Source organism: Clostridium omnivorum, from assembly GCF_026012015.1.
GTDB lineage: Bacteria > Bacillota > Clostridia > Clostridiales > Clostridiaceae > Clostridium_AX > Clostridium_AX omnivorum.
On the sequence record NZ_BRXR01000001.1, the window covers coordinates 1899574 to 1911944 of the forward strand.

The following is a 12371-nucleotide window of genomic DNA, read 5'->3' on the forward strand; positions in this document are numbered from 1 at the left end:
GCTATTAATTAAATATCAAGTAAATTTTTCTTATAAGCTGTATAAAGCTCTCTTAATTTTTTCATGCTGTCATCAAGTTCTATTTGAAGATTTGAAACTTCTTCATAATTTAAGCTTTCTGAAGCTTCTTTTATTCTTGTAAATAAGCTCTTTCTTGCATAGCTGTCTTTCATTATATAATATCTAAGCTCATTTATAGCCATCCAATTGGAAACATCCAAATCTAATGCCTTTTCAATAGAATGAAGCAACTTAAAGCTTCTTATTTCATCACTGTAGTTTGCAATGATTCTATTGTTTATTTCAGTTAGCCATCTCTTAGTTGTAGCTAATCTAAAACCGTTTATGAGTCTTTCTTCAAATACATCACCATCTTTGAATATCTCTAGCTTTTCAGGATATTTATCAAAAGCAGTAAGATTTTCATAAACTGTAGCAGGAGCTTTTCCAAAATAAGCTATTCTTTCTTCCTCTGTAAAGTCTTCAAATACATCTTCTTCTGTTCTATAAGCTCTATCCTTCTCTAAATAAACTGCAGCTTCCCCTGGTTTCTTAGAAAGCTCAGCAAGAAGTTCATCCTCAGTTCTATTGTTAGTAATTGCATACTTTATACCATCAAGCATAGCCATATATAAAGTAGATATAACAAGGTAAGTATTAGAATGAGGATTTGGAGCTCTAAGTTCAAATCTAGTAGCAAATGGATTTTGTGTATCACGTATTAGTCCTATAAGTATAGTTCTGTTTCTTGATGGAACTTCCACTGTATGACCTAAAGAAGTAACTATACATATTGGTGCTTCAAAGCCTGGCTTTAATCTTCTTAGTGAATCATTAGTAGGAGATACAAATGGATTTATTACTTCGTAATTTTTTAATATTCCCATTACAGATGCATATCCTAAAGTACTCATAAAGTGCTTCTTTGTAGCTGTGAACAGATTTATTCTCTTTCCGTTTTTAAGCTTTAATGCCATACCTATATGAGTATGTTCCCCACTTCCTGCAACTCCTTCTATAGGCTTTGCAAGGAAGGTAACATCTAGTCCATTACTTCTAAAGGCTTCTTTCACAATGTTCTTAACTAAAAGCTCATTATCTGCAGCTTGAAGGGAAGTTGAGTATTTCCAATCTATTTCAAGTTGCTCCATTATGTGAGTAAGTCTTCCTGACTCCTCCATCTTAGCTCTTACTCCACCAACCTCTTTATGTCCCATTTCTGGTTCTAAGCCATAGCTTTCCATAAGCATAAGACTTTGCTCCATAGCAGTTCTAACATTACCTCTTGTTCTGGTCCAATATTGCTCTTGTAATACTTGAGAAGTTGAAAGTTCCTCTACATCTGCTTTATCATTTGGAGTTTTTACCCAGAATTCTAATTCTGTAGCTGAGGTTGGTATAACATCTTCTATATCATCATAGTTGATGCCAAAAGTGGATAGCGATTGTGGGAAGTTCTTGAATAGGTCAAGAAGAGTAGTTTTGAAGTGATTAATGGAGTTCTTTAATATATATCTTGAGTCAACTGGTCTTCCATCGTGATACAGGAAGCATGGTATTCTAAGAGTTCCGACAGGTCGTCCTGTTTCTACATCTATGTGTTCAAAATTGTAGTCTACAAACCAATTAACATCTAAGTCAGCTAACATATCAATTTTTGCATTATTCAGGGATGCGATACCAGGGAGTACAACAGAAGAACCGTCTGTTTGAACTGCAGCTCCATTTAGAAATGTGTCAATATCTTCGAGGAATAGCTTTACAGGTATTTTTTCGTCTGTGTCATTTCCTGCTAGGTCAATACCTACTAATGAGATAAACTTAATTTCTGGATGAGTTTCAAGAATACTTTTCAAACCCAATTCCGTGTGGTTTTCTTTGGGAATAATATAGATTAAATCCTTTGTCATAACCTGACCTCCTAAACTTTATATATTCATATTTTTACATGCATTTTTTAAAAATTATAGACTCAATTTTATTACACAAAATAGCTGGTGTCAATACAAAATTGAAAGTTTACAAAACCAATATTTCATTCGAAAGATTTTTTCAACGAATAATTTCTATCAAAATATTGAATAATCAATAAATATGAAATTTGTAAAAGTATATTTTCATTACACAAATGCAATGTTATGGAGTATAATAGAGTATGAAATAGCTATGTAATGAGAGATAAACGACATAAAATATAGTATGCATATTTTTTTATATTGGATACATAAAATTAATAAGTACTATCAAAGGGGGTGAATACTGCTTTGAAGCATTTACCGTATCAAGCTTCAAGAGCAGTGAATAAGTGGATGAAAGAAAGAAAGCTATAGGTTTTTTTGATTCAGGAATAGGCGGATTAAGTGTTTTAAAAGAAGCAATTAGACTTCTTCCCAGTGAAGATTTTATATATTTTGGAGATTCTATAAATGCTCCTTATGGTACTAGACCCGTTGATGAGGTAAAGGAATTAACCTTTAAAGCTGTGGATTTTCTTATAGCAAAAGGTGTAAAGGCCATAGTTATAGCCTGCAACACTGCTACTAGTGCTGCAATAGATGACTTAAGATCCAAATACAGCCCTATGTCTATTATAGGCATCGAACCTGCTGTTAAACCTGCCGTTGAGCTAAGAAAGCCAGGAAAAATATTAATAATGGCTACACCTATGACCCTAGCTGAAGCAAAGTTTAACACTCTTCTTAAAAGCTATGAATCCGAGGCTGATATAGTGCCCGTGCCTTGCGCAGGTCTCGCAGAAATTGTAGAAGAGGGAAATTTATCTGGCGAGGTTGTTAATTGCTACTTAAAGGATAAATTGGCACCCTTTATAAATGAGCCCATAAGCTCTGTGGTACTTGGCTGTACTCATTATCCTTTTGTAAAAGGTGAGATTGTAAGCATTTTAAAAGAAGACATTACAATTATTGATGGGAGCCTCGGAACTGCTAAACAGTTAAAACGTAAACTCGCTTCTTCTAGATTACTAAACGAAGCTGCTCATAAGGGTACTGTAACAATAATAAATTCTTTAAATTCTGAAGATATATTAAAATTAAGCTATAAGCTTTTAACATAGTTGTTGAATCTAATTATTCAACAACTTTTGCAAAAATGTTTGTTAAATACTTGACAATCTTATTTAAATCTGTTATAGTATAGCTATAAGATGTTCAAACACATCAATATACATAAAAAATATACTAAAATGAAGATATTAGTTGTTAAAGATATATTAGGAAGTTGTTATACCACAGAAAATGCTATTCATTTTAAGCGCAGTCATAAGAAAAGCAATGTAAGGCGGTAACCCAATGAATTTATTAACTTCCAATTACTTAAAACTTTCTTCCTGTATAAGCAATTTAAGAATATAATAAATTGCTATGGAAAACAGTATTCTTTTACGCACATACATGTTAAATTTATATCAAACTTTAACAATTATATTGAAGTAATTTTAGTAACATCCCTAAAGCCCAGCAGCCCCCTGCTGGGCTTTAGTTTTTTTGTTTATTATTGCAATTTTGTGCTGAAGTACTAAAGAACATAGCCAAAAGGATTAAGGGAAGTATATAATTAGAATGTAATTAATAAATAACTCAAGGAGGTATATGAGGTGCATTCAATTACAGTTAATCTTACCTCTAATAATTATCCCATATACATAGATAGCGGTCTTTTAGAACATATTGGAGATCAAATAAAAAAAATATACAAAGGTAAAAAAATTGCTATTATCACCGATTCAAACGTAGATAAACTATATGGAAATATACTAGAAACAAGTCTTAGCAAAGAAAACTTCATAATAAAAAAAGTAGTCATTGCACCAGGTGAAAAGAGCAAATCCTTTGATACCCTTAAGTATGTAAGCGAAGAAATTTTAGGATTTGAAATCACAAGGGGAGATTTAATTCTCACTGTTGGTGGTGGAGTTGTAGGAGATTTAGGCGGCTTTGCTGCTTCTATTTTACTTCGTGGTATTTCTTTTATTCAAATTCCTACAACGCTGCTAGCACAAATAGATAGTAGTGTAGGCGGAAAAGTAGCAATTAATTCTGCTAAGGGAAAAAATTTAATAGGAAGCTTTTATCAACCAAAAGCTGTTTTTATAGATCCCTCCTTATTAAAAACTCTCAGCGAAAGACAATTTAATGATGGCTTAGGTGAAGTCATAAAATACGGTGCTATTAAAGATGAAAATTTATTTAGCAATCTTTTGCAATACGAATCTAAAGAAGACTTACTCAAAAATATAGATGAGATAATTTACACTTGCTGCAATATAAAAGCCCGAATTGTAGAGCAGGATGAAAAGGATCTTGGAGAAAGAATGCTTTTGAACTTTGGCCACACAATAGGTCACGGAATAGAAAAACAGTTTAATTACGAAACTTTTACCCATGGAGAGTCGGTTTCCATAGGAATGTGTATAATAACCAAAAACAGCGAGCGCCTTGGAATTACTGAAAAAGGCACTTCAGAGCTTTTAGAAAAGCTAGTAAAAAAGTACAATTTACCCTGCACTGTGCCTGACATGAATATGGAACAAATGCTAAAGGCTATTAAACTAGACAAAAAGAATATAAATGATGCACTGAATATTATTTTAATAAAAAAAATAGGCTGTGGCTTTATAAAAAATATAGCTGCCAGTGATATTAAAAAATATATTCAATGCTTATAGATATTGAGGTGGTTTGCTTGAACTTTATGAAAATTTATCCATCCACTTTACAAGGCAAAATAAATATTCCTGCTTCTAAAAGCCTCTGTCATAGAGCAATTATTGCAGCAGGGCTTGCAAATGGAAGAAGTGTCATTGATAATGTAAGCTTCTCTGATGATATAATAGCTAGTTGCAATGGAATGAAAGCTTTAGGTGCAGATATACTTATTGAAAAAGCTAGCGCTACTATAAATGGCACAAAGTTTTTAAATTCAGTAGAAAGCATCATTGATTGCAAGGAATCTGGCTCTACCTTAAGATTTCTAATTCCTATAGCACTTTTAACTAGTAACGAAATAACCTTTACTGGTAAAGGCAGACTTGGAAGCAGGCCTTTAACCCCTTACTACAGCATTTTTAATGAGCAAAATATAAAGTATAGCTCTAATACAGGGCTTCCTCTAACAATAAAGGGAACCTTGAAACCTGGTGAATATAAGCTTCCTGGTAATATAAGCTCTCAATTTATTACTGGGCTTATGTTCGCTCTCCCATTATTAGAGGGAGATTCAAAAATAACCATAACAACAGCTTTAGAATCAAAGGGTTACATTGATCTAACACTAAGCTTACTAAAAAAATATTCTATAAACATTGAAAACCGTAACTATAGTGAATTTTATATAAAAGGAAATCAAAGCTATAAAGCGTGTGATTATAGAGTGGAAGGGGACTTTTCTCAAGCAGCCTTTTGGCTTGTGGGCGGAGTTTTGGGAGGAGAAGTTCAATGTGAGGATATAAATATAGACTCCCTTCAAGGTGATAAAGTTATACTAGATATAATTAAAAATATGGGAGGAAATATAGCTATAAAGAAAAATAAAATTACAGCAATAAATTCAAAGACTAGAGGAATAACCATAGATGCTTCTAATTGTCCAGACCTAGTTCCCATTCTTTCTGTATTAGCTGCAGTAAGCTCTGGAACTACAAGAATTATAAATGCACAGCGTCTGCGCATTAAGGAATCTGATAGACTAAAGGCGATGACCATGGAATTATCAAAGCTTGGAGCAGACATAGCAGAAACATCAGACGGACTTATAATTCACGGAAAACACAATTTAAAGGGCGGAATAGTTAACAGCTGGAATGATCACCGCATAGCCATGGCATTAGCCATTGCATCAATAAAATGTACAGAACCTTTAATTCTAGAAAATTTTGATGTGATAAAAAAGTCCTATCCCGAATTTTACAAGGATTTTATTACACTAGGAGGAAATGTTTATGAGTGGAGTATGGGGTAAAAACATTCAATATTCAATATTTGGAGAATCACACGGAAAAGCTATTGGTATCAATATGAGCGGTCTGCCTTCCGGCATACCACTTGATCTGGAATTCATTAAATCAGAAATGGCTAGAAGAGCACCTGGTAAAGATGAACTTTCAACTCCAAGAGCAGAAAAAGATGAATTTGAAATAATAAGTGGCTATTTTAATGGTTACACCACAGGAACTCCATTATGTGCACTTATATGGAACTCAAACAAGCTTTCAAAAGACTACGATAAATTAAAAACTGTAATGCGCCCAGGTCATGCTGATTATACAGGATATTTAAAGTATTCCGGATTTAATGACTATAGAGGAGGAGGCCACTTTTCAGGGCGATTAACTGCTCCACTAGTTTTTGCCGGAGCTATTGCAAAACAGTTTCTAAATGAAAAAGGCATTATCATCGGAAGTCATATATGCCAAATAGGAACTATAAAGGATACCCTTTTTGATGCTGTAAATTTGTGTTCCGAGCAGCTTAATGAGCTTCATAAAAGTAACTTTCCTGTTATAGCTGCTGAAAAAGCTGCTGCTATGAAGGAATTAATATTAAATGCAAAAGAAGATAGAGATTCTATAGGCGGAGTAGTAGAAGCTGCTATAATAAACCTGCCTCCAAAATTAGGCTCTCCTTTTTTTGATTCTATAGAAAGCCAGCTTGCTCATCTCTTATTTTCTATTCCTGGAATTAAAGGAGTTGAGTTTGGGGCAGGCTTTGAAATATCAAAAATGAGAGGTTCTGAGGCAAATGACCAGCTATATATTGACAAAGGTATAGTTAAAACCTACACCAATAATAGCGGTGGAATTTTAGGTGGTATTACAAATGGTATGCCCGTAATCTTCAGAGCAGCCTTTAAACCTACCTCCTCCATTGGAAAACCACAAAATACCGTAGATATAGAAGCTAACGATAATGTAGAGATTCAGGTTACAGGGCGCCATGACCCTTGTATTGTTCAAAGAGCTCTCCCTGTGGTAGAAGCTGCAGCAGCCATGGCTATCTTTGATATTATGAAAGGACAAATACAATGAACGATATATCAGAATTAAGAAAAGAAATAGATGCCTTAGATATTAAACTAGTAGAACTATTTGAAGCACGTATGGGGCTTTCCTTAAACATTGCTAAATATAAAAAAGAAAATAATCTGCAAGTATTAAATCAAAGCAGAGAAGATGAAGTAATTAATAATTGCAAAAAGCATTTAACCTATAAGGAATTAGACACTTACCTTGAAAGTTTTATGAAATCACTTATGGATATAAGCAAAGAATATCAAAAGGATTTTTTAAGCCCAAAGGATAATTGTAGATAAGTAAGAGGTAAGAAGTAATAGTTATTGTAAAAACTCGAAGAGTTTTATCCTTAACTCTTACCTTTTCACTATTACTTCTTACCTTGTATAAAAATATTAAAGGCGGTGTAAGTTTGAAGCAGTTATATGGACTTTTAGGTGAGAGTCTGAAACATAGTATATCTCCAGAAATCCACTCACTTATTTTTAAAGAAATGAATATTGATGGCTATTATCACCTTTTCGAAGTACAAAGGGATAATTTAAAGGATGCAGTTTATGGTCTAAAAGCTCTTGGTGCTAAAGGTGCCAATGTTACTATACCTTATAAAATACCTGCTATGGAGTATGTAGATGAGCTTTCTCCTGAGGCAGAAAAAATAGGTTCTATAAATACCATCTGCTTTGAAGATAACAAAACAAAAGGATACAACACTGACTATTACGGTTTTGGGATGCTGCTCAATAAAAATCAGGTTAAAATATCTAATAAAAAGGCTGTAATTCTTGGCAGTGGTGGTGCTGCTAAAAGTGTACTTCAATATCTAGTTGATAAAGGAATAGGAGAAATAACTATCGTAAGTAGAGATAAAGATGCCTTGAAAGCCAATGCTAGCTTTAAAGATTTTAAATTAATGTGCTACAGCGAGCTGATGCAGTTAAAAGAAGAGGATATAATTATCAACAGTACTCCCTGTGGAATGTATCCAAATGTGGATAACTCTCCAATTTCTAGGGATATTGTTAATAACTTTTCTGTAGCTGTGGATTTAATTTATAATCCATGCGAAACTGTATTTCTTAAGTTTGCAAGAGAAAGTAATTTAACTTATATGAATGGGCTTTATATGCTTGTAGGTCAAGCCGTTTGTGCTGAGGAGATATGGAATGGCATAAAAATTTCTGAAAAGATTATTGATAAAATCTACAATCAATTGAAGTAACATATTAAGTCACCTTAGAATAAGCTAATTACAAATGAACGATGGAAATAAGGTGATTAAATTGAAGGTATTTATTTTTGAAAAGCACACTGAAGAAATTACTTCAATCTTTAGATATAGAAGCAACCTAGATAACATACACACGTTTACCATTAAAGAACCCAAAGAAACTAGCTGCATAATACTAAGCAACCCTGAAAATAGCAGCTGCATATTTACTTTAAACCACCTTCAATTAACTTCTGAAGAAAAAAACCATATAACATTACTTATGACTGACAGACTGGAAAGCACACATCACAATAAAAATGCTGAAAAATCAGGACTTAAACTATATCTGCAGCAAGAAATAAAGGAAATAAAAAATGCCACAGAAATTTTTAATATGGAAAAGCAGAGTGATGAATTATTTGAGATATTTTCATCTAATTACGCTATAATCCTGCCCGGGGGCGGGATCATAATAAATCTAGAAAGTCCTGTGAAAAACTTAGAATTGTGCATTAGCTATAATACAGAAGCTTTTTAACCGCTATTATACCTTAATATAGTTTTAACCCTGTCAATTACAAAAGTACAAGTTATCTCTTCTTGTAATAAACACTTCATATTTTTCAAAATTTATTGTATAATTGACTTTGATATGGTAATAACTAGAAATATATTATATATAAACAAAGGAGAGATATCATGGCAAATCCAGTAGTAACTATTAAAATGAAAGATGGCGGAGTAATGAAAGCTGAGCTGTATCCAGAAATAGCACCAAATACAGTAAATAATTTTATAAGCCTTATTCAAAAGGGCTATTATAATGGAGTTATATTCCATAGAGTCATCCCTGGCTTTATGATTCAAGGAGGAGATCCAGAGGGAACTGGTGCAGGTGGACCTGGATATTCTATAAAAGGAGAGTTTTCCTCAAACGGATTTAAAAATAACTTAAAGCATACTCCAGGTGTATTATCTATGGCTAGAACTATGCAGCCAAACTCTGCAGGCAGTCAATTTTTTGTAATGGTAGCCGACGCTCCACATCTTGATGGTCAGTATGCTTCCTTTGGAAAGCTAACTGAAGGTCTTGATGTAGCAAAAAATATCGTTAATACAAAAAGAGACTTTAGAGACAGACCATATGAAGATCAAGTCATGGAAGAAGTAACAGTTGATACTTTTGGAGTTACGTATCCAGAGCCAACAAAGGCTTAATAATATAAATCCAAGGAAGAGAGTTGAATGGTCTTGAATAACAACAAGCTTATTCTTTTTTATGGACTCAGCGCTGAAGATAAGACATTCTTACAGCAAGTAATAAGCGAAAATAGTCTTCCCGCTTGCAAGGAAATTGAAAGAGATATGGCAAGAATGAAGCTTAAGGACATCATTGCTGGACTTAAATTTGAAATATATACTGAAGTATTGCCTGAAGAAAAAATTATTTTATTCAATAACCTTTCCGATGAAGAATTAGATAAAGCTATAAAGTCTATTAAGAAAAATCAGGACATGAAACCTATCCTAGCAGTAATTACCCCAACTTCTATAGACTGGGAATTCAAGTATTTATTAGAGCATCTCATAGAAGAAAGGGAATGGCACTTAAGAAATAAATGAAACTTTTAAAAGAAAGGGATGAAATTTCCCTTTCTTTTTTTACTATTTCTATGAATTTTCTCCATCTTAATAAATTTCATTTGCATATATTTTTATAAAAACTAAAAAATTCTTAAAATATTTTAAGTTTTTTTGTTTTAATCGTTTTCAGAAACTTTAAATATTTGATAAAATTCGCTAAAATATAAAGTATGGTTTTGAGCATAATAATTTATAACTTTGTTTTTCGTGTTGAAGGCCCATTAGCATTTAGTCCCAGCATCATGAACTTTTCTTAAATATAATTAAATGCAGAGTAATGATAGCCATTAACACTTGCTAATAACACTTTATTAGACATATAGAAAGGCGGCCTTATTCTATGAACTTAGAAAAAATACTTCAATTTCAACAGGAGTTAGATAATAAAATAGAGAGCAAAAATCATCTAGAAGGAAAATCTCTGCTCACTAAAAAATTATTATCCTTCCAAGTAAAGGTTGGAGAACTTGCTACCGAAACCCAATGCTTCAAATACTGGCTAACCAAAAAGTCTCTTGATAGACAGGCTATACTAAATAAATATATGGAATGTACTCAATTCCTTTTAGCCGTTGGACTAGATAAAGGCTTTACTCAAAATAAGGTAAACTTAAAAAGTGTTGAATATGACTTGATCGAACAATTTGCTAATTTATATATTGATATAAATGATTTTATGGTTTGTTCCTCAAAGGATAATTACATATCCCTTTTAGAGGATTTTTTAAGCTTAAGTCCCTCTCTTGGATTAACAGAAAAGGAAATAGAAGAGGGCTATAGAGATATTTATCTATAACCTTTTTTTACCGCAATAATAAATCATTTTATTGCAAATACTAAAACAACTATCCTTGATATAGCAAAATATATATGGTTGTTTTAGGAGAGTGATTTAATGTCAGGTATAATATTTTCAATCATTGCCGGTATTGCTATGAGCCTGCAAGGAGTTTTTAATACTCGCCTTGGCGAAAAAATCGGCACTTGGGAAACTAATGTTATTGTCCAGGGCTCTGGCCTGCTTTTATGTATTATTGTATATTTTTTTCTTGGAGATGGAAACTTTAGGAGCATTAAAGAAGCAAATAAGCTTTACCTCCTAGGTGGTACTCTAGGAGTTATTATTATTTTTACAGTTATGAAAGGAATAAAGGCTCTAGGGCCAACATGCTCTATTGCCACCATTCTTGTTGCTCAGCTTACAGCTGCAGCTCTTATAGATGCTTTTGGACTTTTTGATTCAGAGCAAGTAAAGTTCGGAATGACGAAAATAATTGGAGTACTTGTAATGATTGCAGGCATTATTATTTTTAAATGGAAATGCTAACTTCATAATATAAACGTCCTTAAACGCCTTAAGGGCGTTTTTCTATTTTGTTAAAATTTACTTTGGTTATATTACATAAATTGATATAATATATATGTATTTGATTCGTACTACTTTTACTTATTTATATACATATAAAAGGAGAGCCTACTATGGATTTTAAACAAATTGAAGCCTTCATCAATGTAGCTAAATATAAGAGTTTTTCAAAAGCTGCAAATACTATATTTTTATCTCAGCCTACTATAAGCTCTCATATTTCAAGTCTAGAAAAGGAATTAAACATACAATTATTTGATAGGAGCTCTAAGGAGGTTGTACTAACCTCTGCTGGAGAAGCCTTTCTTGAATATGCAATAGACCTTATAAATACAAGAAATAGTGCCATATCTCATATTTCCAGTTTCAGTGGAAATGTATCTGGTAAGCTGATTCTTGCCTCCAGCACCACTCCTTGTAATTCCATTGTGCCTGGTTTGGTTGAAGCATTTATGGAGCAATATCCTGAGGTTTCCTTTAACATATTAGAGCTTTCCTCTGGAGACATAATCGAAAACATATTAAAATTCAACTGTGAATTGGGCATTATAGGAAGAGCTACTAGGGATGATAAAATCAATTCCTATAAGCTTTTTGAGGACGAGTTAGTTCTTGTATCTAACCCAAATTTAAATCTTCCTGATAGGATAGATATTAAAAAACTGCTAGATTATAAGTTTATACTTCGTGAAAGGAATTCAGCTACAAGAAAGAGCTTTGAAAACGCTCTTTTAGATTTAGATTTTGATCTAAATAGATTAAACATCTGTTGTGAAGTAAATAATCTTGATACTCTGATTCAATTTGTAAAGGCAGGTATTGGTGTTTCAGTAATGTCAAAGCAGGTTTGTGCTGACCATATAAAATGTGGAACACTTAAGATGAGCACTATAAATAAGCTGAATTTGAAAAGAGGTATTTATCTAATAACAAGCTCTAGAAGAACACTAACGCCCACTGCCAATGCCTTTTTTAATCTATGCAAAGAAAGATTTAGATTTGAAGAATAGAAAATAGGTAAGAAGTAAAAAGTAAGAAGTTTAAGCTTTTCAGCGGAGCTGAAAAACTTAAACTTCAATTTATTTTGCCTATGGCAAAATTTAATTAACTCTTACCTC

General features: G+C 32.8%; 13 protein-coding genes. 12 read left to right on the plus strand and 1 reads right to left on the minus strand.

The annotated features are described in order from the left end of the window. Positions 1-8: 8 nt before the first annotated feature. Positions 9-1910, minus strand: coding sequence for a type I glutamate--ammonia ligase (locus tag bsdE14_RS08935; protein WP_264849590.1), 1902 nt, complete (start codon positions 1908-1910; stop codon positions 9-11). 395 nt (positions 1911-2305) lie between these two features. Between bsdE14_RS08935 and murI the strand changes: the two genes are divergently transcribed. From murI to bsdE14_RS08995, 12 genes are all read left to right on the plus strand, one after another. Continuing rightward, a complete protein-coding gene (gene murI, locus bsdE14_RS08940) occupies positions 2306-3076 on the plus strand; it encodes a glutamate racemase (protein ID WP_264849591.1) in 771 nt (256 codons plus the stop codon). Positions 3077-3616: 540 nt separating this feature from the next. After that, entirely contained in the window at positions 3617-4687 is a 1071-nt protein-coding gene (gene aroB, locus bsdE14_RS08945; RefSeq protein WP_264849592.1) for a 3-dehydroquinate synthase, read from the plus strand. A 17-nt stretch (positions 4688-4704) separates the two neighbouring features. After that, positions 4705-5979, plus strand: coding sequence for a 3-phosphoshikimate 1-carboxyvinyltransferase (gene aroA, locus bsdE14_RS08950; RefSeq protein WP_264849593.1), 1275 nt, complete (start codon positions 4705-4707; stop codon positions 5977-5979). Further along, a complete protein-coding gene (gene aroC / locus bsdE14_RS08955; RefSeq protein ID WP_264849594.1) occupies positions 5960-7045 on the plus strand; it encodes a chorismate synthase in 1086 nt (361 codons plus the stop codon). The genes aroA and aroC overlap by 20 nt, the downstream gene beginning before the upstream one ends. After that, on the plus strand, positions 7042-7329 hold the full coding sequence (locus bsdE14_RS08960) for a chorismate mutase (protein ID WP_264849595.1): 288 nt from the start codon (positions 7042-7044) through the stop codon (positions 7327-7329). The genes aroC and bsdE14_RS08960 overlap by 4 nt, the downstream gene beginning before the upstream one ends. A 113-nt stretch (positions 7330-7442) precedes the next feature. After that, entirely contained in the window at positions 7443-8252 is an 810-nt protein-coding gene (gene aroE, locus bsdE14_RS08965) for a shikimate dehydrogenase (RefSeq protein ID WP_264849596.1), read from the plus strand. A gap of 34 nt (positions 8253-8286) precedes the next feature. Further along, complete coding sequence (locus bsdE14_RS08970) at positions 8287-8781, plus strand: hypothetical protein (RefSeq protein WP_264849597.1); 495 nt, start codon at positions 8287-8289, stop codon at positions 8779-8781. Positions 8782-8942: 161 nt separating this feature from the next. Beyond that, entirely contained in the window at positions 8943-9461 is a 519-nt protein-coding gene (locus bsdE14_RS08975; protein ID WP_264849598.1) for a peptidylprolyl isomerase, read from the plus strand. Positions 9462-9488: 27 nt separating this feature from the next. Beyond that, positions 9489-9866, plus strand: a complete 378-nt coding sequence (locus tag bsdE14_RS08980) for a DUF3783 domain-containing protein (RefSeq protein ID WP_264849599.1) — start codon at positions 9489-9491, stop codon at positions 9864-9866. Positions 9867-10227: 361 nt separating this feature from the next. Further along, positions 10228-10683 (plus strand): dUTP diphosphatase, encoded by a 456-nt coding sequence (locus bsdE14_RS08985; protein WP_264849600.1) that lies wholly within the window; start codon positions 10228-10230, stop codon positions 10681-10683. Positions 10684-10782: 99 nt separating this feature from the next. Beyond that, entirely contained in the window at positions 10783-11214 is a 432-nt protein-coding gene (locus bsdE14_RS08990; RefSeq protein ID WP_264849601.1) for a DMT family transporter, read from the plus strand. Positions 11215-11366: 152 nt separating this feature from the next. After that, positions 11367-12263, plus strand: coding sequence for a selenium metabolism-associated LysR family transcriptional regulator (locus bsdE14_RS08995; RefSeq protein WP_264849602.1), 897 nt, complete (start codon positions 11367-11369; stop codon positions 12261-12263). The last annotated feature ends 108 nt before the right edge of the window (positions 12264-12371 follow it).

Bases quoted from the DNA above. Each gene is read 5' to 3' on its own strand.
- bsdE14_RS08990 (WP_264849601.1), top strand. From the start codon at position 10,783: ATGTCAGGTATAATATTTTCAATCATTGCCGGTATTGCTATGAGCCTG.
- aroC (WP_264849594.1), top strand. From the start codon at position 5,960: ATGAGTGGAGTATGGGGTAAAAACATTCAATATTCAATATTTGGAGAA.
- bsdE14_RS08970 (WP_264849597.1), top strand. From the start codon at position 8,287: ATGAACGATGGAAATAAGGTGATTAAATTGAAGGTATTTATTTTTGAA.
- bsdE14_RS08995 (WP_264849602.1), top strand. From the start codon at position 11,367: ATGGATTTTAAACAAATTGAAGCCTTCATCAATGTAGCTAAATATAAG.
- bsdE14_RS08980 (WP_264849599.1), top strand. From the start codon at position 9,489: ATGGTCTTGAATAACAACAAGCTTATTCTTTTTTATGGACTCAGCGCT.
- bsdE14_RS08975 (WP_264849598.1), top strand. From the start codon at position 8,943: ATGGCAAATCCAGTAGTAACTATTAAAATGAAAGATGGCGGAGTAATG.
- bsdE14_RS08985 (WP_264849600.1), top strand. From the start codon at position 10,228: ATGAACTTAGAAAAAATACTTCAATTTCAACAGGAGTTAGATAATAAA.
- bsdE14_RS08935 (WP_264849590.1), bottom strand. From the start codon at position 1,910: ATGACAAAGGATTTAATCTATATTATTCCCAAAGAAAACCACACGGAA.
- bsdE14_RS08960 (WP_264849595.1), top strand. From the start codon at position 7,042: ATGAACGATATATCAGAATTAAGAAAAGAAATAGATGCCTTAGATATT.